At 62.7% G+C, this 25,222-nt stretch carries 26 protein-coding genes, 1 other RNA gene and 1 pseudogene; 18 read left to right on the top strand and 10 right to left on the bottom strand.

Annotation, left to right across the window (positions count from 1 at the left end):
* The first annotated feature begins 26 nt into the window (after window positions 1–26).
* The 4 genes from MB84_RS04250 (at window position 27) to MB84_RS04265 (ending at window position 3,525) form a co-directional block, all read left to right on the top strand.
* Window positions 27–767 (top strand): amino acid ABC transporter permease, encoded by a 741-nt coding sequence (locus MB84_RS04250; protein WP_046290879.1) that lies wholly within the window; start codon window positions 27–29, stop codon window positions 765–767.
* The gene (gene gltK / locus MB84_RS04255; protein WP_039396146.1) at window positions 767–1,447 is read left to right on the top strand and encodes a glutamate/aspartate ABC transporter permease GltK; all 681 of its coding nucleotides are present in this window, start codon (window positions 767–769) and stop codon (window positions 1,445–1,447) included. The genes MB84_RS04250 and gltK overlap by 1 nt, the downstream gene beginning before the upstream one ends.
* On the top strand, window positions 1,444–2,169 hold the full coding sequence (locus tag MB84_RS04260; protein WP_046290880.1) for an amino acid ABC transporter ATP-binding protein: 726 nt from the start codon (window positions 1,444–1,446) through the stop codon (window positions 2,167–2,169). Before gltK ends, MB84_RS04260 begins: the two co-directional genes overlap by 4 nt.
* Before the next feature lie 135 nt (window positions 2,170–2,304).
* The gene (locus MB84_RS04265) at window positions 2,305–3,525 is read left to right on the top strand and encodes an ISL3 family transposase (RefSeq protein ID WP_046289972.1); all 1,221 of its coding nucleotides are present in this window, start codon (window positions 2,305–2,307) and stop codon (window positions 3,523–3,525) included.
* A 63-nt stretch (window positions 3,526–3,588) separates the two neighbouring features.
* Here the strand turns inward: MB84_RS04265 and MB84_RS04270 are convergent, their stop codons facing one another.
* Window positions 3,589–4,419 (bottom strand): class II glutamine amidotransferase, encoded by an 831-nt coding sequence (locus tag MB84_RS04270; RefSeq protein ID WP_046290881.1) that lies wholly within the window; start codon window positions 4,417–4,419, stop codon window positions 3,589–3,591.
* A 204-nt stretch (window positions 4,420–4,623) separates the two neighbouring features.
* Between MB84_RS04270 and pyrC the strand changes: the two genes are divergently transcribed.
* From pyrC to rnpB, 3 genes are all read left to right on the top strand, one after another.
* Window positions 4,624–5,661 (top strand): dihydroorotase, encoded by a 1,038-nt coding sequence (pyrC, locus tag MB84_RS04275; protein ID WP_046290882.1) that lies wholly within the window; start codon window positions 4,624–4,626, stop codon window positions 5,659–5,661.
* A 49-nt stretch (window positions 5,662–5,710) separates the two neighbouring features.
* Complete coding sequence (locus tag MB84_RS04280; RefSeq protein WP_046290883.1) at window positions 5,711–6,553, top strand: DUF3025 domain-containing protein; 843 nt, start codon at window positions 5,711–5,713, stop codon at window positions 6,551–6,553.
* A gap of 121 nt (window positions 6,554–6,674) precedes the next feature.
* Window positions 6,675–7,084, top strand: an RNA gene (rnpB, locus tag MB84_RS04285) — RNase P RNA component class A.
* Between the two features lie 91 nt (window positions 7,085–7,175).
* On the opposite strand, the gene MB84_RS04290 is transcribed toward rnpB, so the two are convergent.
* Window positions 7,176–7,598 carry an OsmC family protein gene (locus tag MB84_RS04290; RefSeq protein WP_046290884.1) on the bottom strand — a complete coding sequence of 141 codons (423 nt, stop codon included), beginning with the start codon at window positions 7,596–7,598 and terminating at the stop codon, window positions 7,176–7,178.
* 638 nt (window positions 7,599–8,236) lie between these two features.
* Between MB84_RS04290 and rplM the strand changes: the two genes are divergently transcribed.
* From rplM to erpA, 4 genes are all read left to right on the top strand, one after another.
* Entirely contained in the window at window positions 8,237–8,665 is a 429-nt protein-coding gene (gene rplM / locus MB84_RS04295) for a 50S ribosomal protein L13 (RefSeq protein WP_010805091.1), read from the top strand.
* Between the two features lie 9 nt (window positions 8,666–8,674).
* Complete coding sequence (gene rpsI, locus MB84_RS04300) at window positions 8,675–9,070, top strand: 30S ribosomal protein S9 (protein WP_046290885.1); 396 nt, start codon at window positions 8,675–8,677, stop codon at window positions 9,068–9,070.
* Between the two features lie 163 nt (window positions 9,071–9,233).
* Window positions 9,234–10,277 (top strand): N-acetyl-gamma-glutamyl-phosphate reductase, encoded by a 1,044-nt coding sequence (argC, locus tag MB84_RS04305; protein WP_046290886.1) that lies wholly within the window; start codon window positions 9,234–9,236, stop codon window positions 10,275–10,277.
* Between the two features lie 97 nt (window positions 10,278–10,374).
* On the top strand, window positions 10,375–10,740 hold the full coding sequence (gene erpA / locus MB84_RS04310; protein ID WP_039396169.1) for an iron-sulfur cluster insertion protein ErpA: 366 nt from the start codon (window positions 10,375–10,377) through the stop codon (window positions 10,738–10,740).
* Window positions 10,741–10,859: 119 nt separating this feature from the next.
* Here erpA and MB84_RS04315 read toward each other — a convergent pair whose 3' ends face one another.
* The 4 genes from MB84_RS04315 to MB84_RS04330 form a co-directional block, all read right to left on the bottom strand.
* Window positions 10,860–12,035 (bottom strand): trans-sulfuration enzyme family protein, encoded by a 1,176-nt coding sequence (locus tag MB84_RS04315; protein WP_046290887.1) that lies wholly within the window; start codon window positions 12,033–12,035, stop codon window positions 10,860–10,862.
* Window positions 12,036–12,048: 13 nt separating this feature from the next.
* On the bottom strand, window positions 12,049–12,543 hold the full coding sequence (locus MB84_RS04320) for an SET domain-containing protein-lysine N-methyltransferase (RefSeq protein ID WP_046290888.1): 495 nt from the start codon (window positions 12,541–12,543) through the stop codon (window positions 12,049–12,051).
* 149 nt (window positions 12,544–12,692) lie between these two features.
* Window positions 12,693–13,865 (bottom strand): anhydro-N-acetylmuramic acid kinase, encoded by a 1,173-nt coding sequence (locus MB84_RS04325; protein ID WP_046293400.1) that lies wholly within the window; start codon window positions 13,863–13,865, stop codon window positions 12,693–12,695.
* Window positions 13,866–13,969: 104 nt separating this feature from the next.
* Window positions 13,970–15,343, bottom strand: a complete 1,374-nt coding sequence (locus MB84_RS04330; RefSeq protein WP_046290889.1) for a M23 family metallopeptidase — start codon at window positions 15,341–15,343, stop codon at window positions 13,970–13,972.
* Between the two features lie 202 nt (window positions 15,344–15,545).
* Between MB84_RS04330 and tyrS the strand changes: the two genes are divergently transcribed.
* The 4 genes from tyrS to MB84_RS04350 all read left to right on the top strand — a co-directional run bounded on the left by tyrS (window position 15,546) and on the right by MB84_RS04350 (window position 18,914).
* Window positions 15,546–16,790, top strand: a complete 1,245-nt coding sequence (gene tyrS, locus MB84_RS04335) for a tyrosine--tRNA ligase (RefSeq protein WP_046290890.1) — start codon at window positions 15,546–15,548, stop codon at window positions 16,788–16,790.
* 31 nt (window positions 16,791–16,821) lie between these two features.
* Window positions 16,822–17,310: a D-aminoacyl-tRNA deacylase gene (gene dtd / locus MB84_RS04340; RefSeq protein ID WP_046290891.1), complete on the top strand. Its 489-nt coding sequence runs from the start codon at window positions 16,822–16,824 to the stop codon at window positions 17,308–17,310.
* Window positions 17,311–17,499: 189 nt separating this feature from the next.
* Window positions 17,500–18,126, top strand: a complete 627-nt coding sequence (locus tag MB84_RS04345) for a YbhB/YbcL family Raf kinase inhibitor-like protein (protein WP_046290892.1) — start codon at window positions 17,500–17,502, stop codon at window positions 18,124–18,126.
* An 80-nt stretch (window positions 18,127–18,206) separates the two neighbouring features.
* Window positions 18,207–18,914, top strand: coding sequence for a histidine phosphatase family protein (locus tag MB84_RS04350; RefSeq protein ID WP_046290893.1), 708 nt, complete (start codon window positions 18,207–18,209; stop codon window positions 18,912–18,914).
* Window positions 18,915–18,926: 12 nt separating this feature from the next.
* Here MB84_RS04350 and MB84_RS04355 read toward each other — a convergent pair whose 3' ends face one another.
* From MB84_RS04355 to ruvC, 3 genes are all read right to left on the bottom strand, one after another.
* Window positions 18,927–19,913: an oxygenase MpaB family protein gene (locus tag MB84_RS04355; protein ID WP_046290894.1), complete on the bottom strand. Its 987-nt coding sequence runs from the start codon at window positions 19,911–19,913 to the stop codon at window positions 18,927–18,929.
* A gap of 95 nt (window positions 19,914–20,008) precedes the next feature.
* Window positions 20,009–21,079, bottom strand: a complete 1,071-nt coding sequence (ruvB, locus tag MB84_RS04360) for a Holliday junction branch migration DNA helicase RuvB (protein WP_046290895.1) — start codon at window positions 21,077–21,079, stop codon at window positions 20,009–20,011.
* 37 nt (window positions 21,080–21,116) lie between these two features.
* Window positions 21,117–21,671, bottom strand: a complete 555-nt coding sequence (gene ruvC / locus MB84_RS04365) for a crossover junction endodeoxyribonuclease RuvC (protein WP_046290896.1) — start codon at window positions 21,669–21,671, stop codon at window positions 21,117–21,119.
* Between the two features lie 208 nt (window positions 21,672–21,879).
* On the opposite strand from ruvC, the gene MB84_RS04370 reads away from it, so the two are divergent.
* From MB84_RS04370 to MB84_RS04380, 3 genes and pseudogenes are all read left to right on the top strand, one after another.
* Window positions 21,880–22,296, top strand: a complete 417-nt coding sequence (locus MB84_RS04370; protein WP_046290897.1) for a CopD family protein — start codon at window positions 21,880–21,882, stop codon at window positions 22,294–22,296.
* A gap of 101 nt (window positions 22,297–22,397) precedes the next feature.
* Window positions 22,398–23,015 (top strand): annotated as a pseudogene (locus MB84_RS04375) (DsbA family protein).
* A 68-nt stretch (window positions 23,016–23,083) separates the two neighbouring features.
* Window positions 23,084–24,049, top strand: a complete 966-nt coding sequence (locus MB84_RS04380) for a 2-hydroxyacid dehydrogenase (protein ID WP_046290898.1) — start codon at window positions 23,084–23,086, stop codon at window positions 24,047–24,049.
* Between the two features lie 111 nt (window positions 24,050–24,160).
* Here the strand turns inward: MB84_RS04380 and MB84_RS04385 are convergent, their stop codons facing one another.
* Entirely contained in the window at window positions 24,161–25,006 is an 846-nt protein-coding gene (locus MB84_RS04385; protein ID WP_046293401.1) for a MurR/RpiR family transcriptional regulator, read from the bottom strand.
* Between the last annotated feature and the right edge of the window lie 216 nt (window positions 25,007–25,222).

Consider the following 25,222-nt stretch of genomic DNA (forward strand, 5'->3'; position numbering starts at 1 on the left):
GCAAGACAAGTAGAAGAGGGGAGATCATGGCTTTCGGTCTCGATTTCAGTTTTTTCTTCCAGCCGGTGGCTACCGGTGAGAACAGCACCTACTTCGGTTGGGTGCTCTCGGGGCTCAAGCTCACGCTTGAGGTCGGCCTCGGCGGCTGGATCATTGCGCTCGTCATCGGCTCCGTGCTCGGGGTGATGCGCACCATCCCTAACAAATGGATTTCCGGATTTGCAGCGGCTTACGTCGAACTGTTCCGGAACATCCCGCTGCTCGTGCAGTTGTTCTTTTGGTATTACGTGGCCCCCGACTTCCTGCCGGAAGCCGTTCGCCAGTGGCTGTTCTCGCTCAATCCCTCCAACGTCTCGCTGCTCACCGGTGTGATCGGTCTGGGACTGTTCACGGCGGCACGGGTGTGCGAACAGGTACGCTCCGGTATCAATTCTCTGCCGAAGGGCCAGAAGAATGCCGGTCTCGCGATGGGGCTCACGCTCCCGCAGACTTACCGCTTCGTGTTGCTGCCGGTCGCGTTCCGTGTGGTGATTCCGCCGATTACGTCGGAATTCGTCAACATTTTCAAGAACTCGGCTGTGATTTCGACGGTGAACCTGCTCGAACTCACGGGCCAGGGCAAGCAGCTCATCGACTACACGGCGCATAGCTACGAGTCGTTCATCGTTATCACGGTGGCTTACATGATCATCAACATCGCGGTGCTGGTGCTCATGCGCTTCATCGAAGCCAAGACCCGCCTGCCGGGCTACATCGGGGGCAAATAATGTTCGAGATCTTTGCATGGGGCGGTGTCGTCGACGCGTGGCCTCTGCTCGTCAAGGGCATGATCACCACGTTGCAGGTGACTGCGCTGGCCGTGGTCGTCGGTATCATCTGGGGCACGCTGCTCGCGATGATGCGTCTGTCGGGCGTGGCGCCGCTCAAGTGGTTCGCGGATCTGTACGTGAACGTGTTCCGCTCGATTCCGCTGCTGATGGTGCTGCTGTGGTTCTTCCTGATCGTGCCGCAGGTGCTGCGTTCGTTGCTCGACGTGCCGCCGACGTGGGATATCCGGATGGTCTCGGCGCTCGTGGCCTTCTCGCTGTTCGAAGCGGCGTACTATTCGGAAATTATCCGCGCCGGTATTCAGAGCGTGTCGCGCGGTCAGATGTCCGCCGCTTTCGCGCTGGGCATGTCGTACTGGCAGGCGATGGGCCTCGTGGTGCTGCCGCAGGCGTTCCGCAACATGGTGCCGCTGCTGCTCACGCAGGGCATTATTCTGTTCCAGGATACTTCGCTCGTGTACGCGATCGCCCTGTCCGACTTTTTCGGCATGGCGTATTCGGTCGGTCAGCGTGACGGCACGCTGCCTGCCATGATTGTGTTTGCCGGGGCGGTCTACTTTGTGATCTGCTTCACGGTTTCGATGTTGGTTAAACGTCTTCAAAAGAGGTTGGCGAAATGATTACCCTTAAAAACGTCTCCAAGTGGTACGGCCAGTTCCAGGTGCTCACGGACTGCTCCACTGAAGTCAAGAAGGGTGAAGTCGTGGTGGTGTGCGGCCCGTCGGGTTCGGGCAAGTCCACGCTCATCAAGACCGTCAACGGTCTGGAGCCGATTCAGCAAGGCGAGATCATCGTCGATGGCACGTCGGTCGCAGATCCGAAGACGAACCTGGCCAAGCTGCGCTCGCGCGTTGGCATGGTGTTCCAGCACTTCGAACTGTTCCCGCATCTGTCGATCACCGAAAACCTGACGCTCGCACAGGTCAAGGTGCTCGGTCGCAAGAAGGACGACGCCACGGAAAAGGGTCTGAAGCTGCTTGAGCGCGTGGGCCTGAAGGCGCACGCTCACAAGTTCCCGGGCCAGCTCTCGGGTGGTCAGCAGCAGCGTGTGGCTATCGCCCGTGCCCTGTGCATGGATCCGATCGCCATGCTGTTCGACGAGCCGACCTCGGCGCTCGACCCGGAAATGATCAACGAAGTGCTCGACGTGATGGTCGAACTGGCGCAGGAAGGCATGACCATGATGGTGGTCACGCACGAAATGGGCTTCGCCAAGAAGGTCGCCAACCGCGTGATCTTCATGGATCAGGGCCTGATCGTCGAAGACGATCAGAAGGACGCGTTCTTTGCGAATCCGAAGACGGATCGCGCCAAGGATTTCCTGGCCAAGATCCTGCACTGATCGTTATTGGTGCCGGAATGAAAAAAGCGTGCCTTCGGGCACGCTTTTTTTAGGTTCATCGCGCAATAGCGTGGAGGGATTTGACAAGTTTTCGTACTCTTGATGGCAGGAATTTGCCATCAGGAGTGCGTGGAGATGCTGGATCGCAAGCTGCTGGAGTCGCTGGGAGGCTGGCAGGGCTATGCCGTCGAACGCGTGGAGTGGCCCGAGGGCACAGGGCGCACGCTGTCGATCTATTTGAAGCCAACCGCCAAGGTGATGCTGTGCGAGCAGTGCGGCGCACGATGTCGCCAGGTCCATGAGACCACGGTGCGCCGGGTGCGAGATCTGCCGTTATTTGAGTACCGGGTTGTTCTTCATGTTCCACGCCGGCGCTTGTTGTGTGAGCAATGCGGTGGCCCGCGCCTGGAGCGGCTTACTTGGCTGGGTCGCTACCAGCGGGTGACGGATCGGCTTGCGGCGGCCTGCAGCCAATTGCTGCAATCGAGCAACGTGCAGGCGGTGGCGAGGTTCTTCGAGCTGGGTTGGCATACCGTCAAGACGCTGGACAAGGCCCGGCTCCGAGCGTCAGTGCGCGAACCGGATTGGTCCAGGATCGAGTATTTAGCGATGGACGAGTTCGCCCTGCATAAAGGGCATCGGTACGCGACGGTAGTCGTCGATCCGATCAGCAGGCAGGTGCTGTGGATCGGCCCAGGACGCTCACGCGAGACGGCTCGGGCGTTCTTCGAGCAATTGCCGCGTGGGGTCGCCCAACGCATCAAGGCCGTAGCCATCGACATGACTACGGCCTACGAGTTAGAAATCCAGGCCCACTGCCCACGGGCGGAGATCGTCTATGACTTGTTCCATGTCGTGGCCAAGTACGGACGAGAGGTCATTGATCGGGTGCGCGTGGATCAGGCCAACCAACTGCGCCAGGACCGTCCCGCGCGCCGGGTCATCAAATCGAGCCGCTGGCTGTTATTGCGCAACCGCGACAAGCTAGACCGGCAGCAGGCCGTCCGGCTCGACGAATTGCTGCAAGCCAACCAGCCGCTGCTGACGGTCTATGTCCTGAGGGACGAACTCAAGCGGCTCTGGTTCTACCGAAGACCTGCCTGGGCAAAACAAGCCTGGCACCACTGGTGCGAGCAGGCCGAGCAAAGCGGAATAGCCCCCTTGAACACCTTCGCTCAGCGTCTGAAAGGCTATCTGCATGGCATCCTGGCCAGATGCCGACATCGTCTAAACACCAGCATCGTTGAGGGCATTAACAACACTATCAAGGTCATTAAGCGGCGCGCCTACGGCTACCGAGACCAGGAATACTTCTTCCTCAAAATCCGCGCCGCCTTCCCCGGTAATGCTCAATGAACCTTTTTTTATGCGTCGATGCGAGAGACACACCGCGTGGCGAGGCCGCCCGCAGTCACTCGATTACTGGCAGGCCGTGTTTTGCGCGTTGCGCAGACGGACCGCTTCCGGAATCGGCACCACGGTGCGCAGCGTCGGCGCGCCTTTCTCAAACAGAATGAGTTCGCCCGGTTCGAACGTCGTCCAGACTTCGTTATCGGTGAGCGGTGCCGTCGCGATCACCGCGACGCGGTCGGCCGGGGTGGTGAACTTGGCGAAATCGATCTCCCAGTCGGCGTCGATCAGGTGCGCCTTCGTGAACGGCCACTGACGGGCGATGAAATGCAGTCGGGTCGAGCAGTGCGCGATCAGGGCCTGACCGTTCGAGAGCACAAAGTTGAACACACCGTGGCGCGTGATTGTGCGCGTGATGTCTTCCATCGCGTGGAACAGCTCGTCGAGCGGCGGTTGCGAGCCGGGGAAGCGCTTGCGCAGGCCCTGCATGATGTCGCAGAAGGCGCGCTCGCTGTCCGTCGTGCCCACCGGTTGATAGACGCCCGAGAGGAACGGGTCGTAATCGTGCAGGTCGCCGTTGTGGGCGAAGATCCAGTGGCGTCCCCATAGCTCGCGCTGGAATGGGTGGCAATTCTCCAGCTCGACGATGCCTTGCGTGGCCTTGCGGATGTGCGCGATGACGTTCTTGGACTTGATCGGGTACTTCTTGACCAGTTCTGCGATGGGCGAGTTGGCCGCGGCCTGATGATCGATGAACAGGCGGCAGGCCTTGTCCTCGAAGAATGCGATACCCCAACCGTCGGCATGGTGATCCGTGCCGCCCCCACGCGCCGCGAAACCGGTAAATGAGAACGTGATGTCGGTCGGTTCCGCGCAATTCATTGCGAGCAGTTGGCACATGGGACGGGCAAATCGATGATTGGCTGCGCACGTCGTGTCTGAGCGCCGCAACCGTTACAATGTGGGGTTACAGAAGCATAGCACCGGCCTCTGTGCACGTACATTCCCGCCCAGGCGGTCCGTCGCGTCGGCGCGTCACTCATTCGCACTTCGCAGCTACGGTCGCATTGGGCTAGACGTCCCTCCTGCCCCCGGAAAACGCCCATGAGCACCGAACTGACTATCACCCGTCCCGATGACTGGCACTTGCACGTACGCGATGGCGACGTGCTCAAGAGCGTGCTGCCCGACAGCGCCCGCCAATTCGGCCGCGCGATCATCATGCCGAACCTGAAGCCGCCGGTCACCACGACCGAACACGCGGCCGCGTATCGCGAGCGCATTCTCGCCGCACGCCCGGCCGGCAACACGTTCGAGCCGCTCATGACGCTCTACCTCACCGACAACACGCCCGCTGAAGAGATCCGTCGCGCGAAGGCGTCGGGCTTCGTCCACGGCGTGAAGCTCTATCCGGCCGGTGCAACCACGAATTCGGACGCCGGCGTGACCGATCTGGCCAAGTGCCGTGGCGCGCTCGAAGCCATGCAGGACGTTGGCATGCCGCTGCTCGTGCACGGTGAGGTGACGAGTTCGGACATCGACATCTTCGATCGTGAAAAGGTGTTCATCGACAAAGTGATGTCGCCGCTGCGCCGTGACTTCCCGGGACTGAAGGTCGTATTCGAGCACATCACGACGCAGGACGCCGCCGAATACGTCGCGTCTGCCGAAGGCCCGATCGCCGCCACGATCACGCCGCACCACCTGCTGTACAACCGCAACGCTATCTTCACGGGCGGTATTCGTCCGCACTATTACTGCCTGCCGGTACTCAAGCGCGAGACGCATCGCGAAGCCCTCGTGAAGGCCGCCACGTCGGGCAGCCCGCGCTTTTTCCTCGGTACCGACAGCGCGCCGCATGCCCGGGGCGTGAAGGAAGCGGCATGTGGCTGCGCCGGTTGCTACACGGCGCTGCACGCGGTGGAGCTGTACGCCGAGGCGTTCGACAAGGCGGGTGCCCTCGATAAGTTCGAAGCGTTCGCGAGCTTCTACGGCCCGGACTTCTACGAGCTGCCGCGCAATGCAGACAAGGTCACGCTGGTGCGCGAAGACTGGACGCTGCCGGCGGAACTGCCGATGGGCGATCAGACCGTCGTGCCGCTGCGTGGTGGTGAAGTGATCGGCTGGAAGTTCAAGGGCTGAGGTCGGCCGTCGGTTGGCTGTGGTTTAGATGATGTCGAGGCATGAGCGCGTGTCGTCGAGTCCGCTGAATCCGCTGAATTCGGCGGGCACGACATCCGAACTGCCCGAGATCGACTGGCGTGCGCCATGGTTTAGCGCGGTGGCGGCGCCAGCTCAGGCGGCGCTGGCTGGCGACGACTGGCGCGGTGCGCTGTCGTCGCTGGCCGCGAACGCCGGTCTGGTCAGCGGGCAGGGCCGGGCGCTTCGCTTCGTCGCGCAGGACGAGCTGCCCGCCGGTGTCGCCTATGAGGCGTTCATTGCGTCCACCGGTGGCGTGCCGACCCGCCGGAACCTCCACGACTTCTTCAATGCGCTGATCTGGCTGACGTTTCCGGGCGGCAAGGCGGCGCTCAATGCGCGTCAGTCGTCGGCCATTGCGGCTGACGGCGTGCAATCCACCCGAGGCGCGACACGCGACGCTGCAACGCTGTTTGATGAGAATGCCGTCGTATTTGCTTGCAGCGATGGCGCGCTCGGTGCGGCGTTGCGGGCGTTCGACTGGCAGACGTTGTTCGTGGCGCGTCGTGCCGACTGGGGGCGAGCCTGCGAAGTGCAGCCGTTCGGGCATGCCTTGCTGGAAAAGCTGGTCACGCCTTACAAGTCGGTGACCGCGCACGCGTGGATCGTCGACGTTCCTCAGACTTACTTCGAATGGCCGGACGCGCGACGGCGTGAATGGCTCGACGCGCAGATCGCCCCGACGCTGGCATCCGCCTGCCTCACGACGCGTGATTTCTCGCCGCTGCCGGTCTTGGGTATCCCAGGGTGGTGGCCTGCGAACGACGATCCGGCGTTTTATCGGGACGTCGCCGTCTTCCGTTCCGGGCGGCGCGAGCGGGCACGCGCGGACTGACGCCGTCGCGTTGACTGCCAGACTGACCGGACAGCCCTCGTGGCAGCGCGGGATGGAGGTGTCGCCAACGCCGGGAAAGCCTCAGCGTCGACATGCGACCCCGTGATACACTTCGGCCCGCAGAGTCGGCCAGACAATCGCCGCCTCCTTTCGGGGAGGGGGAGGAAAGTCCGGACTCCATAGGGCAGGGTGATGGCTAACGGCCATCCGTCGCGAGACGCGGAACAGGGCAACAGAGAACAGACCGCCGATGGCCTCTGGCGCAAGTCAGGGGATCAGGTAAGGGTGAAACGGTGCGGTAAGAGCGCACCGCGGCGTGCGGCAACGCACACGGCACGGTAACCTCCACCCGGAGCAATTCCAAATAGGCAGGTGAGCGGCATGCGCCTCGTGCGTGTGTCGGCAACGGGGCCCCCGGGAGCCTGCGGGTAGGAAGCTTGAGCGGCGCAGTGATGCGTCGCCTAGAGGAATGATTGTCAGGCGCGGCGCGAGTCGCGTTCACAGAATCCGGCTTATCGGCTGGCTCTGCATCCGAACACAATGCAAAAGGCTCCCTCGGGAGCCTTTTGTGTTTCAGCGCCTGCCACCACCGCGTATGCCGCGTCGGCGGCGACTGTCGCTGTCAGCCTTCCACGATCTCGACGCTGTGCGTGAGCTCAGCCGTCTTCGCGAGCATGATCGACGCCGAGCAGTACTTGTCGTGGGAGAGCGTCACCGCGCGCTCCACGGCGCTCGGGTTCAGATTGCGGCCCGTCACGGTGAAGTGGAAGTGGATCTTCGTAAAGACCTTGGGGTCTTCGCTGGCGCGCTCGGCCTTGAGCGTCACGCTGCAATCCTTGATGTCCGCGCGGCTCTTCTTGAGGATCATCACCACATCGTACGCCGTGCATCCGCCGGTGCCGACCAGCACCATCTCCATCGGACGCGGCGCGAGATTGTTGCCGCCGCCTTCCGGTGCGCCGTCCATCGCGACAATGTGTCCGCTGCCCGTCTGTGCGACGAAGGACATGCCGCCCGGGCCCATCCAGCTAACCTTGCATTCCATATTTCGAAACCCCGATATCCCATTCAAGCAAAAATTGTAGCGGCTTCCGAGAACCTGCGTACGACGCCGCCTCAAACCTGAGTGACCGCCAATCGCGCCTCAGGTTGTTGCATCGCAATATTGGCGCTTTTTTGATCGGGTTTTGAGGGGGATAAACCCTAAATTTAGGTTTTGCCTTCTAGAGGACGATGCTGTAGAAGATGCTTGGAAGTGTTATCTCGCTGATTTTTAATGAATTTTTGTGATGACGTCCGTTTATGCGCTATTTCATATTATGGTATTGCATTTCGCACTATAGATTTTCTTGCGTTGCACCATACCGTTTGCTACACTTCAGTCATTGGTTGTTGTGCTTCACAGCAACGCTGCAAGTGTCTCCTCCACCCTCCTCCTTTGGTGGATTTAACCCGGACCCATTGAGGTTCGGGTTTTTTTTTGTGCTGCCGGAAACGTCGTTTACCGGTGGGGTGATTTTTCTGTATAATCAACGGCTTTTCCGGAAATGCCCACGGAAAAAGCATCAGGGAGAGCCTGCAAGCACAGGACTGCGCCATGTGACCTCGAGTCGCAAGGACGCGGCCGGCAGACAAGCAGGAAGTTGGTGTTAATGGGGCAAACGCATTTTATTTGGATCGATCATGAAGACGTTTTCCGCTAAGCCGGCAGAGGTGACGCGCGAATGGTTTGTGATTGACGCGACGGACAAAGTCCTCGGCCGTGTCGCCAGCGAAGTGGCACGCCGTCTGCGCGGCAAGCACAAACCTGAATTTACGCCGCACGTTGATACTGGTGACTACATCATCATCGTCAATGCTGCCAAGCTGAAAGTTACGGGCGCAAAGCAAACTGACAAGAAGTACTACCGTCACACCGGTTACCCGGGCGGTATCTACGAAACCACGTTCGGCAAGATGCAAGAGCGTTTCCCGGGCCGTGCGCTCGAGAAGGCCGTGAAGGGCATGCTGCCGAAGGGTCCGCTGGGCTACGCGATGATCAAGAAGCTGAAGGTGTACGCCGACGGCAACCATCCGCACGAAGCGCAGCAACCGAAGTCGCTCGAGATCTAAGGGCCAGCCATGTTCAAAAACGATTGGAATTACGGCACCGGCCGTCGCAAGAGCGCAGTGGCTCGTGTGTTCATCAAGGCTGGCAAGGGCGATATCATCGTCAATGGCAAGCCGATCAAAGAGTACTTTGCTCGTGAAACGTCGCTGATGATCGTTCGTCAGCCGCTCGAACTGACCAACCACGGCGAAACGTTCGACATCAAAGTCAACGTCTCGGGCGGCGGTGAAACGGGTCAGGCCGGTGCGGTTCGTCACGGCATCACCCGTGCACTGATCGACTACGACGCGACGCTCAAGCCGACGCTGTCGAGCGCAGGCTTCGTTACGCGCGATGCCCGTGAAGTCGAACGTAAGAAGGTTGGCTTCCACAAAGCCCGCCGTCGCAAGCAATTCTCGAAGCGTTAATCGCCACGAGTGCTTGTGGGCATCCGCTTCGGTGGATGCAAGGAAAGGCCGCCTCGCGCGGCCTTTTTGCTTTTGGCGATGCGCGAGATGGCGGGGACGTTACCGTCCCACAAGCGTCGTCGAAGCTTGATAGAATCGCGGTTCCGATTGAAAGGGGTAGGACATGGTCAAGGTAGGTATCGTAGGCGGCACCGGCTATACCGGTGTGGAGCTGCTCCGTTTGCTGGCGCAGCACCCGGAAGTGAAGTTGACGGCGATTACCTCGCGCAAGGAAGCGGGCACGCCGGTCGCCGATATGTATCCGAACCTGCGAGGCCGTGTCGACCTGGCATTTTGCACGCCTGACGACGCACGTCTGACGGATTGCGATGTGGTGTTCTTTGCGACGCCGCATGGCGTGGCCATGGCGCAGGCGCGCGAATTGCTGGCCGCCGGGGTGCGCGTGATCGACCTGGCAGCGGATTTCCGCCTGAAAGACACCGCCACGTTCGAAAAGTGGTACGGCATGCCGCATTCGTGCCCGGACATCCTCAAAGAAGCCGTCTACGGCTTGCCCGAGATCAATCGCGACAAGATCAAGAGCGCGCGCGTGATCGGCCTGCCGGGCTGCTATCCGACGTCCGTGCAACTGGGCTACGCGCCGTTGTTCGCCGGTGGCCGCAAGCTGGTCGACCCGAAGCATCTGATCGCCGACGCCAAGTCGGGTGCGAGCGGTGCGGGTCGCAAGGGCGAAACGTCGCTGATCCTCGCGGAAACGGCTGACAACTTCAAGGCTTATGGCGTGAAGGGTCACCGTCACCATCCGGAAATCAAGCAGGGACTCGAGGCGATTGCCGGTTACGACGTGGATTTGACGTTCGTGCCGCATCTGTTGCCGACGATTCGTGGCATCCATTCGACGCTGTACGCGACGATCCTGCCCGAAGCGCGCGACACCGACTTCCAGGCGCTGTTCGAAACGTACTACGCCGGCGAGCCGTTCGTGGACGTGCTGCCGACCGGCTCGATGCCGGAAACGCGCTGGGTGCGTGCGTCGAACTATGTGCGCATGGCCGTGCACCGTCCGAACGATGGCGACACGCTGGTGATCCTCGTTGTCGAGGACAATCTGGTCAAGGGCGCGTCCGGTCAGGGCGTGCAATGTATGAACCTGATGTTCGGCCTGCCGGAAAACATGGGCCTGACCCATATTCCCGTACTGCCGTAACGGTATTTATCGTCACTAAGCGCTTGATTTTCCGGCGTTCGGCACGATCTGGGGAATAGGGCTAGAATGACACCAAACCGATTTATGGAGATTTGCGATGAGCGCACTGCTTGAGGACGCCGTCACGGAAATGCCCGCATTCCTGGTCTTTACCGACAGCGCTGCGGACAAGGTCAAGCAACTGATCGACGAAGAAGGCAACCCGGACCTGAAACTGCGCGTTTTCGTGCAAGGTGGCGGTTGCTCGGGCTTCCAGTATGGTTTCACCTTCGACGAAGACGTTAACGAAGACGATACCGTGCTCGACAAGAACGGCGTATCGCTGCTGATCGACTCGATGAGCTATCAATACCTCGTCGGCGCCGAGATTGACTACAAGGAAGACATCAACGGCGCGCAGTTCGTGATCAAGAACCCGAACGCATCCACGACTTGTGGCTGCGGTTCTTCGTTCTCGGTCTGAGCGACGTGGCACTCGTGGATCGATGGAACGACTGATCGTCGTTCGGTGGGTCCAATGAAAAACCCCCTCAATGAGGGGGTTTTTTCATGCCTGTACGTGGCGAGGCAGGGCGGTGCGGGTCATCCGCCGGAGCACCCGCTATCCAATGCCTGTGACAAATCGTCCTTGAGATCGTCGATGTGTTCGATACCGACGGCATAGCGCACGAGGTCGTCCGGGATGGCGTCGGTGTCGGCAGTCCGTGCCCGGGTTCCGCCCCACATCGTGGCAATGTGGACGGCGAGCGAATTGACGCCGCCCAGGCTCCCTGCCATCTGCGGGATTCGCAGGCTGGCGACCACGCGTTTGGCCGCCTCGGCGCCCGCCTTCACCCGAAAGGTGAGCACGCCGCCAAACCCTCGCATTTGTCGGCAAGCCAGCGCGAATTGCGGATGGCAATCCAGCCCCGGATATTTCACCTCCTCGACGTCCGGATGCGCGCATAGAAATTGGGCCAATGCCAGTGCGTTCTGGTTGATCCGCTCCATTCGCAGTGGGAAGGTGCGGATGCCGCGTAATAGCAGCCATGCATCCATCGGCGAGAGCACCGATCCGACAGTCACATGCGTATGCCAGATGCGTTCTGCCAGCGTGTGACTGGTGCAGATGACGCCTCCCGTCAAATCATGATGACCGCCCAAATACTTGGTGGCGCTATGCACGACGATATCGACGCCGAGTGCGTGAGGCTGCTGATTCATCGGCGAGGCGAAAGTGTTGTCCGCGACGGTGAGCACATCCCGCGATTTTGCGGTTTGCGCGACGTCCGCCAGATCGGTCAATTCGAGGAGTGGATTGGCGGGAGACTCAAGCACGATGAGTTTTGTGTTTTTCCGTATCGCCCGGGCAAAACACAGCGCATCGGTCTGGTCGACAAACGATACCTCGACACCCAGTCGCCTGAGCATGCCGTCCAGCAGATTGGCCGTGCTCATGTAGTGCTGTCGCTGGGCCACCACGTGATCGCCAGCACGAACCAATGCGAGCAGCGTCGCGGTCATCGCGCCCATGCCCGAGCCTGTCACGAGTGCTGTTTCGGTGCCTTCGAGCTGCGACATGACGGCCTTGACCCGTTCGTGAACCGGATTGCCGTAGCGCGTGTAGTTTTCCGGGTGCTGAGGCCGTGTCGACATTGCGGTGAAGTCCTGTTCGGACTGTGCCGCGAAGACGGAACTGTAATGGATGGCTGGTGCGACGCCAGTCTCGTCGCAGACGTCGCGATCGCCCACGATGGATGCCGTTTCGATGCGAAGCATGCGGACTGTTCTGTTATTTCGCCGCGTGCGGTTGCATTCCGGCACCGAATTCCGCGAGGACTTTGATCCCTTCTTCATTGGGCAATTCGCGGTAGCCCGTGACCCATCCTCGGCAATTCGGCGCGCCGCAAGCGCATTTGAACTGTCGCGCCAGGGTTTCCTCCGTGGACGCATAGTCGATGGTCAGAAACTCGCCCACGCCGATATCCCGAAGTGCGAACATTTCGAGACGCTTCATGTCCAGCACCGTACATGGGGAACAGGAGTGCAACAGCATCCCGGAGAATTCGGGGTCGTAGAGATGCGTGGTTTCGCTCACCTGCAACGTATGCAGCTTCCGCTCGTTGGTGAGCATGCCAGTGATACGACTGACGAGTTGCGCGCGAACGAACGGGACGCGCGTTCGTACGCCGGAACCATCGGCAAAGCGGCATATCTCGAATTTCATGCCCGATGGATATCCGCCCTTCAATACTTCGAAAAGTTGTGAAAAATGCCTTTCGCCCATGATGAACTCCCTCCGAGAAACGCCCTGAGAATGCGCAGCGAGGCGCAAGTTGACCGTCTCAAGAGTGGTTCATGGGGAGTGAATGGCAAAGGAAACGCGCCGCATTTGGGGGGATTCTCACGGCCTTGGCGCGCGTCAGGCGAGATAACTTAACGCGGATAAATCGCGCCGAGAATGCGCGGGCCCCTTGCGCCGGTGACCGATGAGAGATTCCCCGGTTGACGCGTCACGCAACGCTCGGCGAGCCACGCGAAGGCGCGGGCTTCTACCTGATGCGGGGGGACGCCAAGTGTGTCGGTCGTCGCCACGCTCACCCCCGGCAGCCGATCGGCAATGGCCTGCATGAGTGCATGGTTGCGCGTGCCGCCGCCGCAGGCATAGAACCCGCGGCAGTCGGGGGCGAAGCGCAGCACGTCGTCTGCAACACATTGCGCGGTGAGCGCGACGAGCGTCGCCTGAACATCGACCGGTGACAGCTTCGGGAAAGCGGTCAGGCGAGCGTCGAGCCACGCCGCGTGGAACAGGTCGCGCCCGGTGCTCTTCGGCGGCGTCTGGCGGAAGTAGGGTTCGCCGAGCAGTGCGGCGAGCAGGGCGGGGTCGACGCGTCCCGTCGCACCCCAGGCCCCCCCGTCGTCGTAGGACTGGCCGAGATGGCGTGCCGCCCAGCCGTCGAGCAGCGCATTGCCCGGACCGCAATCGAAGCCGGACACCGGTTGGCCCAGCGCGGCGGCTGGCAGAATCGTCACATTGCTGATGCCGCCGAGATTGCACACGACGCGTGTCTCGCCTGCGTCCGAAAACATCGCCTGATGATAGGCGGGCACGAGCGGTGCGCCCTGACCGCCCGCTGCGACGTCGCGGCTGCGAATGTCGGCCACCACGTCGATATTCGTCAGTTCGGCGAGCAATGCGGGCGCGTTGAGCTGGCGCGTATAGCCGATGCCGTCGAACTCGCCGGGGCGATGGCGGATCGTCTGCCCGTGCGCGCCGATGGCCGCAATCGCAGACGCAGGCAAGCCCGCCGTGGCGAGTAACTGCGCCACGCACTCGGCATACACGCGCACCAGCGCATTCGCTGCGAGCGCTTCACGATGCAGTTCGTTATCCGAGGGCGCTTGCAGCACCATCAGCGTCTCACGCAGGTCGTTCGGGAATGGCAGATAGGCGTCCGCGAACACTTGCCCGTCGGCTGCCGAGACGAGCACACCGTCGACACCATCCAGACTGGTGCCGGACATCAGGCCGATGTAGCAAGCGGACCTGGCGGAGGCAGCGAGGGAGGCGGTAGCCGGATCGGCCAGGTGACGAGCGATGTCGTTCATGTGCGTGCGCGCGCGTGCGATGAGCTTGGGAAGGAAGTCCCGCACGGTGCGCGGCGCGTCGATGGATCAGACGTCACCCCGCACAGTGCGGACTCCAGCATACCTCAATCGCGTTCGGCGACTTGCACGGTGCGCATCAGATCGATGCGCTTGAGCAGGTTCTCGGCGTACATGTCGAACAGCTTCAGGCGGTTGCCCGAGAGCGGGGCGACGGCGGACACATCCGTCGAGAACGGATTGCGCGGCACACCCTTGAAGCGCAGTTCGTAATGCAGGTGCGGGCCGGTGGCCCAGCCGGTCTGACCGACGAAGCCGATGACCTGACCTTGCGTCACGCGCGTACCTGCTTTCATCCCCTGACCGAAGCCGGAGAGATGGGCGTAGCGCGTCTGATAGTTGCCCGCGTGTTCGATTTCGACCAGATTGCCGTAACCGCTCTGCGTGCCGACGAACTTCACCACACCGTCACCCGCAGCGAACACGCGCGTGCCGACCGGAGCGGCCAGATCCACACCTTCGTGCTTCTTCCACTGGTGCTGGAACGGATGCTCGCGACCGCCGAAGGCCGACGAAATCCGCGAGAACTCGACTGGCGTGCGCAGGAAGGCTTGCTTCAGGTTGCGACCGTCGAAGCCGTAGTACGCGCCGTCAGGCGAATTGCCCTGCGGATCGGCGTACCAGATGGCCTGGTGCGTCTTGCCCTGATTGATGAACTCGATGGCGAGTACGCGTCCGGTGCGAACGGTGCGATCCTGCTGCTTGATCACTTCGTACACGAGGCGGAAACGGTCGCCGCGGCGCACGTCGCGCTGGAAGTTGATCACGCCGGAGAAGATGTTCACCATCTGCGCGACGACGGCGTCGGGTACACCCGCATCGTCCATCGCGGTGAAGAAGTTGCCCGCGATCGCACCGGAGCGCATGGCCCATTCGGTATCGTTCGCCAACTGCTCCATACGGGCGCGCAAACGGCCGGCGTCGTTACGCTCGATCACCAGTTGCTGTGCGGCGGTGCTGCCGGTCGACAGGACGGTGGAGAGCGTGACGAGCTGGCCATCGTCATCGGTTTCGGCCTGAACGACTTGCCCGGCGGGCACGCCGATCAGGCGGCGGGCGACGGCATTCTCGCGAATGAACTTCTCGGCGGCGGGGTCCTGAATCGACAGCCGGGAGAGCATGTCGCCGAGGGTTTCGCCGCGCCGCAGCGCCACTTGATGGATAAAGGTCTGGGAATGCGCGTCGAGCTGCTGGATTTGTTTGGCCAGATCGGGGAAGGTGAGCGGCAGCGTCACGCTCGCACCGTTGCGTGCCGAATCCGGCACCATCGGTGCCACGCCGAAAGCGGTCACCATTCCCAACGTCAGGGCCGAACCGACCGTCGCCACGATTTGCACCTTTCTGCGACGGTGCTTCGGCTGCGTGGGATCGATCAGGGTCAGCAGTTCACGCGCAAAAAAATCACGGAGTTTTGGCCACATCACGTAAAATTCTGCGCAACTTACGAAAAAAGCCCGGGCGGAGCGACACGCTTCGAGATTGCCTGCCGGAATTTCCGGGGCAACCCGGCGTCGCTTCGGCCCGAGCCGAGAATTGAGCGGCGATTATAGCAGACCCGCCGCTAACTCCGCCTTTACTGACCGGATAAGGGGAAACCCCCGACCCAGTCTGGACAATGATGTTATGACAAGTGAACACGCACTCACCTCGGAAAAGAAGTACCCCGTGACCGATGCCGCGCGCGCTGCGCTGGCCGTCGCCAAGCGCGGCTGCGACGAACTCCTCGTCGAAGAGGAGTTCCTGCAGAAGCTCGCGCGCAGCGAAGCCACCGGCAAGCCGCTGCGCATCAAGCTGGGTCTCGATCCGACCGCGCCCGACATTCACATCGGTCACACGGTGGTGCTCAACAAGATGCGTCAGTTGCAGGACTTGGGGCATACCGTCATCTTCCTGATCGGCGATTTCACTTCGCTGATCGGCGATCCGTCGGGCCGCAACAGCACGCGTCCGCCGCTCACGCGCGAACAGATCGAAACGAACGCAAAGACCTATTTCGAGCAGGCCGCGCTCGTGCTCGATCGCGAAAAGACCGAAATCCGCTACAACAGCGAATGGTCGATGAAGCTGGGCGCCGACGGCATGATCAAGCTCGCGTCGCGCTACACGATGGCGCGCATGCTCGAGCGCGAAGATTTCACGAAGCGCTTCCAGGGCGGCGTGCCGATCGCCATCCACGAATTCCTCTACCCGCTGATGCAGGGCTACGACTCGGTGGCGCTGGAGTCCGATCTGGAACTCGGCGGCACGGACCAGAAGTTCAACCTGCTCGTGGGCCGCGAATTGCAGAAGCAATACGGCCAGGAGCCGCAGTGCATTCTCACGATGCCGTTGCTCGAAGGGCTGGACGGCGTCGAGAAGATGTCGAAGTCCAAGAACAACTACATCGGTATCAGCGAGAAGCCGAGCGACATGTTCGGCAAGCTGATGAGCATTTCCGACACGCTCATGTGGCGCTACTACGAGCTGCTGTCGTTCCGCACGCTCGAAGAGATTGCACAACTGCGCCGCGAAGTCGACGGAGGCCGCAACCCGCGCGACATCAAGGTGCTGCTCGCTCAGGAGATCGTGGCGCGCTTCCATTCGCAGGCCGCCGCCGAACGCGCGCTCGAAGAGTTCAACGCACGCGCCAAGGGCGCCGTGCCGGACGATATTCCGGAAGTTTCCCTCGACGGCGCACCGTTGGGCATTGCGCAGCTACTCAAGCAGGCAGCGCTTGTGCCCTCGACCTCGGAAGCCAACCGCAACATCGAGCAGGGCGGGGTGCGCATCGATGGCGAGGTGGTGTCCGACAAGGGCGCGAAGATCGACGCAGGGACATACGTCGTGCAAGTCGGCAAGCGCCGCTTCGCACGCGTGACGCTCGCCTGAGCGTCGGCGTCACTTTGCAGGGCAAGCGACCATGATTGCGCTCATTCAGCGTGTGCTCGAAGCGGCGGTGACGGTCGACGGCCGCACCGTCGGCGCGATCGGTCCGGGGCTGCTCGCATTGGTATGCGCCGAGCGCGGCGACACCGAAGCGAGCGCCGACAAGCTGTTGGCGAAGTTGCTCGGCTACCGCGTGTTCTCGGACGAGGCGGGCAAGATGAACCGCAGCGTCTCGAATCTCGATGGCAATCCCGATGGCAACGGTGCCGCTGTTCGTGTCGGCGGCTTGCTGCTCGTCTCGCAATTCACGCTGGCGGCCGATACGAACAGCGGCACGCGTCCGAGCTTCACGCCTGCTGCCAGCCCGGCGGATGGCAAACGTCTGTTCGATTACTTCGTGACGCAGGCGCGTGCGCGCCATCCCATCGTGCAAACCGGTGAGTTCGGGGCGCACATGCGTGTCTCGCTCGTGAACGACGGTCCCGTCACGTTCTGGTTGCAGACGCGGCCGGAAGCCGCCTGAAGCGACCTAAATCGACCTGAAGCGCTCCGGCGCAGTCTGGCGCTAGCCCTCCTGGCATCCCGAAAATCGCTCGGAATTGTCTGGAATCGTCCGGAAGCGCCAGGCGATTGCACGCGATTCGCATCGGTGTGATACCGTCCTTGGGTTCCGAATTCGCGAATTCAAGAATTCACAGCTTGGGAGAATCTGATGAAAGTCTGGAGTGACTCGTTTGCCGACAATGCGGCGATGGATGCACAGTTCGCCTTTGGCAAACCGGACGCGACGTCGCACGTTGCGCTCTCGCAGAACAAGAACCCGCATCTCGCCTGGTCCGACGCGCCCGCCGGTACGCGCTCGTTCGTCGTGATCTGTACCGACAGCGATGTGCCGAGCCAGGGCGACGACGTCAACAAGGAAGGTCGTGAAGTACCCACCGATCTGCCGCGCGTCGACTTCTTTCACTGGGTGCTTGTGGACGTGCCCGCGTCGACCAGCGAAATCCCGGCCGCCAGCCACAGCAATCACGTCACGCCGCGCGGCAAGTTCGGCCCCGATGCGCTCGACGGCATGCGTCACGGGGTGAACGACTACACCGCGTGGTTCGCCGGTGACGGCACCATGAAGGGCGACTACTACGGCTATGACGGCCCGTGCCCGCCGTGGAACGACACGATCGTCCACCACTATCACTTCACCGTGTACGCGCTCGACGTCGCCCGTGTGCCGCTCGACGGCCGCTTCGACGGCAATGACGTGCTCGCTGCGATCAAGCCGCATATCCTGGGCAGCGCCAGCGTGACCGGCACTTACACGCTCAATTCGAAGGCGAAGTAAGTACGGCATTGCGCTTGGCCTCGCCACCTGCTCCATAGCTCGCCCAGCCCTCCGCTTAACCTGAATACGCAATTGCATCGATGACCGGCACGACCACGACCCTGACCCTGATTCGCCACGGCGAGACCGACTGGAACCGCGTCAAACGGATTCAGGGGCACACGGACATTCCGCTGTCAGCGCAGGGCGAGCGTCAGGCCGTGTTGTTGGGGGCGCGTATTGCGCGCGAAATGGCCGCCAGCGGGAGCGTATTCGATCACGTGCTGACGAGCGATTTGCAGCGCGCGGTGCAGACGGCGGCGCCTGTTGCGCAGGCGTGCGGATTACCGCTGGTGCGCACGGCGAGTCTTCGGGAGCGCCACTATGGCGCTTTCGAGACGCGTGTGCCCGATGAAATTCAGGCCGACTTTGCGCAGGACTATGAGCGGTGGCAGAGCCGCGATCCGGACTTCGTGATCCCTGGCGGCGAGTCGATGCGTGGCTTCTATACGCGCATCACCGGTTTCGTCGCGCAGGTGCTGCGTGATTACGCGGGCCAGCGCGTGGCGCTCGTGGCGCATGGCGGCGTGCTGGATTGCTGCTACCGACTTGCGACTGGCCTGGCGCTGACCGAGCCGCGGTCGTACCCGTTGCTCAATGCCAGCGTGAATCGTCTGTCATACGACGGGGCGCATTGGAAAGTACTGAGCTGGGGCGATGTCACGCATCTGGACGACGCCGTGCGCGACGAGAGCAACGACAAGCCTACCGATGCGGCGGGCGACCGCGTCGATCCGCGTGTGGTGTAGCAGAGCGCGCGTCTAGCGTTCCAGCGACGGCGCCGTCACCACCACCGCCGGTGGCGCCAGTGCCCGGCGACGTGCCCGATGCGCCACGCTGTTGCGCATCGACCAGCGCGCGACCTGTGCCATGTGGCGCACGGCAGGGCGCACCGTGAGACGGCGAATCGTCGCCTTATCGTCGAAGCCGAGCATCGTTTGCGACCAGTCCGGCAGCAAATCGACACCGGCGCGGAACAACAATCCACTGAACACGCGCGCGCCGGCAAACGGCGCAGGCAGGTTGCGCAACACGCGCACGACTTCTTCCGTGCGGTCGCTGGCGCTGAGTGCGGGGCGCATTGCTGCGAGATAGTCGTCGATCTGCGAGACGCTCGTCGGCACATCGCGCGCACCCAATGCAATCGCAATGCGGGCGACTTCCGCGTAATAACGATCCTGGTCGTCAAGCGAGAACGCGGGGTTCTTGTAGACGAGATAGCTGCGCAGAAAGCTCGACGTCTCGGCGACGTGCACCCATGTCAGCAAATCGGGATCGTACGCCGCGTACCGCCGCCCATCGGGGGCCGTGCCTTTGACCTGGAGATGGATGCGGCGCACGCGTTCGAGCAGCGCTTCGGCGTCGGCCGTGTTGCCGAAGGTCGTGCCACCGATGAACGTCGCGGTGCGGCGCAGACGGCCCATCACGTCTTGCCGGAAGGTCGAGTGGTCCCAGACACCGGCCATCGCCAAAGGATGCAGCGATTGCAGCAGTAACGCGCTTACGCCACCAATCATCATCGATGTGAAATCGCCGTGGACGTGCCAGCAGGCGGCGTCCGGCCCGAACAGGCCCGGGTCGCCGTCAGGTGTGTCGTAATTCAGGCGCGGGGCACCGGGGCCGGACGTCAGGCTCACGAGCCGCATGGCGATGGCGTGCCGCAAACGCCCCGACACGCCCACGACCGGTCCGGCGGGCCGCAAGGGCGTTGCCGGGGGCGGGGTGGGCAGATCGTCGTGCGAGGCCATGTGGTGCCTTGGGGTGGGAAGCGTGAACGTCGATTGTCCGACAGGGGGATTCGTCGGACCTGCGACGTATCGTCGCTATAAGGTCGCTGCCGTCGCTACTTGCCTGTCGCGTCCGGCGACCAGAGCGAGCCGCTTTCCGGAGCGCTGCCGGGCGCTGCCAACCCGAAGTGGCGATAGGCGGCGAGCGTGGCGACGCGACCGCGCGGCGTGCGTTGCAGGAAGCCCTGCTGGATCAGGAACGGCTCGATCACGTCTTCGATGGTGTCGCGCTCCTCGCCGATGGCGGCGGCAAGGTTGTCGACGCCGACCGGGCCGCCGTCGAACTTGTGGAGCACCGCTTCGAGCAGCTTGCGGTCCATCACGTCGAAGCCGACCGCGTCGACGTCGAGCATGGACAGGGCGGCGTCGGCCACAGCGGCGGTGATGCGACCGTCGGCCTTCACTTCGGCGAAGTCGCGCACACGGCGCAGCAACCGGTTGGCGATACGCGGCGTGCCGCGTGCGCGGCGTGCGATCTCATAGGCGCCGTCGTCGGCGATGACCGCGCCGAGCAGGCTCGCCGAGCGGCGCACGATGCCCGCCAGTTCGTCCGCGGTATAAAACTCCAGACGCGCTACGATCCCGAAGCGATCGCGCAGCGGGTTCGTCAGCATACCGGCACGGGTCGTCGCGCCCACGAGCGTGAACGGCTGGAGATCGAGCTTGACGCTGCGCGCCGCCGGACCTTCGCCGATCATGATGTCGATCTGGTAGTCCTCCAGCGCCGGATACAGAATTTCCTCGACGACCGGCGAGAGCCGGTGAATTTCGTCGATGAACAGTACGTCGTTGGCTTCGAGATTGGTCAGCAGGGCGGCGAGATCGCCCGGACGCTCCAGCACAGGCCCCGACGTCTGACGCAGATGCACGCCCATTTCGCGGGCGATGATGTGGGCGAGCGTGGTCTTGCCCAGACCCGGCGGGCCGAAGAGCAGCACGTGGTCGAGCGGTTCCGAGCGTTTGCGGGCCGCCTCGATGAAGATTTCGAGCTGTTCGCGCACCTTGCGCTGGCCGACGTATTCGTCGAGCAGCTTGGGGCGCAGCGCGCGCTCGAAGGCTTCTTCGTTGGGCGAGGCCGGTGTGGGCGCAATGATGCGCTCGGCGGCGAGTTTGTCGGTTTCGATCATGGATGCATTGTAGCGCTTCGGACGTCCTCCCAGCCCCCTAGACCCCCCTTTGGCCTACCAGTCGACCGCGTTTCACACGCAGGCCCTTGGCGGCCAGCGCGGGCGCGACTTCGGTGAGCGCCGCGTAGGTCTCGCCGCTGTGCGCGTGGCAGATGGCGACGCCGAGCGCGTCGGAGGCGTCCTTGCCCGGCGTGCCGGTAAGGGTCAGCAAACGGGTGACCATCTCCTGCACCTGCTCCTTGCGCGCGCGTCCGTAGCCGACGACCGCCTGCTTCAGTTGCATCGGCGTGTATTCGAAGACTTCGAGTCCGCCGACCGAAAGCGCCGTGATGGCCGCACCGCGCGCCTGACCGAGCAGCAGGGTGGATTGCGGGTTGACGTTGACGAACACCTTTTCGATGGCGGCCTGATCGGGCCGGTAGGTGTCGACCAGTTCGGCCACGCTCTCGAAGATGATGCGCAGTCGGGCGGGCAGGGTGCCGTCGCCGGTACGGACGACGCCGCTCGTCACATATTGCAGACGGTTGCCGTGCTTTTCGAGCACGCCGAAGCCGGTGACGCGCAGGCCGGGGTCGATACCAAGAATTCTCATGCGGGGGCCGATGACCGGCGTGCTGCGCCGATGTGGGGCAAAAAGCCAATATGGTCCGTATTCTGGCACAGCCGGACGGCATCGCGTCGATTTGCCGCAGGCCCGGTGGCCGTTGGCGGGCGGCGCTGCGCGTCGCGATACGGCGGATTGTTGTACATTGTTTGCTGTTCAAAATATTCGACGGCCTGCTGGCGGGCCGCTTGTCCCGATGCTCTGGATCAAAGCGCTTCACATCGTTTTCGTCGCTTCGTGGTTTGCCGGTCTGTTCTATCTGCCGCGCATTTTCGTCAACCTCGCGATGGAGAGCGATCAGGCCGCCACGCAACGTCTGCTGCTCATGGCGCGCAAGCTCTACCGCTTCATGACGATCCTCGCGGTCCCGGCGCTCGCTTTCGGACTGATCCTCTGGTTGTATTACGGCATCGGTCGCCACAGTGGTTGGTTGCACGCCAAGCTGCTGATCGTGGTGCTGCTGCTCGGCTATCACCATGCGTGCGGCCGTTTGCTGCGCAAGTTCGAAACCGGACGCAACACGCGCTCGCATCGCTGGTATCGCTACTTCAACGAGGTTCCCGTGCTGGGGCTGCTCGGCGCCGTGATCCTCGCGGTCGTCAAACCGTTCTGACAATGCTTGCGTCCGTCGCCTGAACAACACACATCGAACAGGTCATGCAGCAACAGCGCCAATCATAGGCGCCCCTTACCGATAGCAAGAGGAGTTTTGCCGTGAGTCTGACTTGTGAGTATTTTCTGGCGACGCAGTCGCCCTATGTCTACCTGGGGCATGCCCGTTTCGTCGAGCTGGCGCGCCGCTATGGCGTACGGATCCAGCTCAAGCCGGTGGATCTCGGGCGCGTCTTCAGCGGTTCGGGCGGTCTGCCGCTCGCCAAGCGCGCGCCGCAGCGTCAGGCGTATCGTCTGGTGGAACTGGCGCGCTGGTCGAAGTATCTCGGCCTGCCCCTGAACCTCGAACCGAAGTTCTTCCCCGTCTCGGGCGATCCGGCGGCCAAACTCGTCATCGCAACGCAGCTCGCGCACGGCACCGGCAAGGCGCTGGAACTCGTCGGCGCGGTGTCGAACGCCCTGTGGGTCGAAGAGCGCAACATTGCCGACGATGCCACGCTGTAGGCGCTCGCCGACAGCCTGTCGCTCGACGGCAATTCGCTGCTCGCGGCGTCGCACGGCGCGAGCGTGCAGGCCGCGTACGACGCGAACACCGACGACGCGGCCGCTGCAGGCGTGTACGGTGCACCGTGGTTCGTCTTCGAAGGCGAGCCGTATTGGGGCCAGGACCGCCTCGATTTCCTCGAACGCGCCTTCGCGCAGGCCAGCGCAACACGCTGAGCCTGTCGCAGAATCTCTCGCTCGCTGTCGTGGATGTCGGCAGCGGCAACCCCCCAGGAGTGAATCGCATGAGTCGTCCGGAAGTTGTGTTGTACAAGCGCGTGCCGCCTGATGTGCGTGCACGATTGGCCGAGCATTTCTCGCTCACCGAATTCGATGGCGTGAACGACGGCAACCGTGCCGAGTTCGCGGCGGCGCTCAGCCGCGCGGACGGCGCCATCGGCGTTGGCGTGAACGCGACACCTGCGCTGCTCGACGGCGCATCGAAGCTCAAGGCGTGGGCCACGATCTCCGTGGGCTACGACCAGTTCGACGTGCCCGACCTCACGCGTCGCGGCATCAAGCTGATGAACACGCCCGATGTACTGACGGAAACCACCGCGGATACCGTCTTCGCGCTGGTGTTGTCGAGTGCGCGTCGCGTGGTCGAACTGGCCGAACTGGTGAAGGCTGGCGGCTGGAAGGCGAGCCTCGGCGAGGAGCACTTCGGCACCGACGTGCAGGGCAAGACGCTGGGCATCGTCGGCATGGGACGCATCGGGGGCGCAGTGGCGCGTCGCGCCGCTCTCGGCTTCGGCATGAAGGTGTTGTACAGCAACCGCTCGCGCAACGAAGCGGCGGAGAAGGCCTACGGCGCGCAACATCGCACGTTGTCGGAACTGCTCGCGCAATCCGATTTGGTCGTGACGCTGGTGCCGCTGTCGCCCGCCACGGAGCGTCTGATCGGTGCGAAGGAGTTCGCGCAGATGAAGCGCGGCGCGATCTTCATCAACGCGGCGCGTGGCAAGGTGATCGACGAAGCCGCGCTGGTCGATGCGCTGGCCTGCGGACATCTGCGCGCTGCCGGTCTCGATGTTTTCGAACGTGAGCCGGTGTCGGTCGATTCGCCGTTGCTGAAGATGAAGAACGTGGTGGCGCTGCCGCATATCGGCTCGGCCACGCATGAGACGCGTCACGCGATGGCGTCGTGCGCCGCCGACAATCTGATCGCCGCGCTGACGGGCAAGCCGCTGCAAAACGTGGTGAATCCGTAAGCTGGGCCCTCACGCGCGGAACATCGCGTCGAGAAACGAGAAGGGGCGAAGCGTTGTCATGGCGCTTCGCCCCTTCTCGTTGACGGTGCACCGGATGCACACCGCATCCGGCTATCTGCCGTCGTTCGCCGTGCGTCGTCGGTTGATGACTTCCTTGGCTCGTGCGAGTTGCGATGGCAGTCGGTCGCCCAGACGCAGCGCCATGCCGACCGCGAGCACGTCGCCGATGGCGAGATGGGCGATGCGCGAGGTCAGCGGCGAATACACGTCGGTGTCTTCGTCGACGTCGGCGAACAGCGCTATGCTGGCCTGCCGCGCCAGCGGCGAATTGCTGTGCGTGATGGCGATCACGCTCGCGCCCGCCGTGCGCGCCAGTTGCGTGGCTTCGAGCAGATCCCGCGTGCGTCCCGTATTCGAGATCGCTACGACAACGTCTCCTTCCTTGAGGAGCGCGGCCGACATGCCGTAGATGTGCGGATCGCTGTACGCGACCGCCGGCACACCGAGTCGGAAGAACTTGTGCTGCATGTCCTGCGCGGCGATGCCCGACGCACCCGCGCCGTAGAACTCGATGCGTCGCGCCGAGGCCAGCAGTTCGATCGCCTGGCCGATGCTGTCGGGCGAGAGATTGTTGCGCACCTGCATAAGACTGCCGATGGTGCGGTCGAGCACCTTGCTGGCGATGCCCGGTACAGGCTCGTCCGGACGCACGTCGCGGTGAACGAACGGCACGCCCTGCGCGATGCCCTGCGCCAGACGGATCTTGAACTCGCGATAGCCGCTGCATCCCACCGCCTGACAGAAGCGGGCAATCGTCGGCTGGCTGACGTTGGCGCGCTCGGCGAGTTCGTTCATCGACAGATCGACGACTTCGCGCGGAGCGTCGAGCACATAGGTCGCGAGCTTGCGCTCGGACGGGCGCAACTGGGTCAGCGTGGCTTCGATTCGGTTAAGCATGGCAGGCAGCAACAAAAGCAGACGCGCGGCAGGGACCCGGCGCGTCATTCCCCGAAATTTCCCCGTGGTGCCGATGTGACGTCACGAAAGCGCTGCGTTGGATGCCTCGCTGTGCGTGACGGCCCCGGCGGGTCAGGCGCTCACTATAGCACCCGACCACCCCGTGACACCGCGCCGCGCTTGGGGCGCAGACGTGGGAATCATGAACGAAATGTA

It is taken from the genome of Pandoraea oxalativorans (assembly GCF_000972785.3).
Taxonomy (GTDB): domain Bacteria; phylum Pseudomonadota; class Gammaproteobacteria; order Burkholderiales; family Burkholderiaceae; genus Pandoraea; species Pandoraea oxalativorans.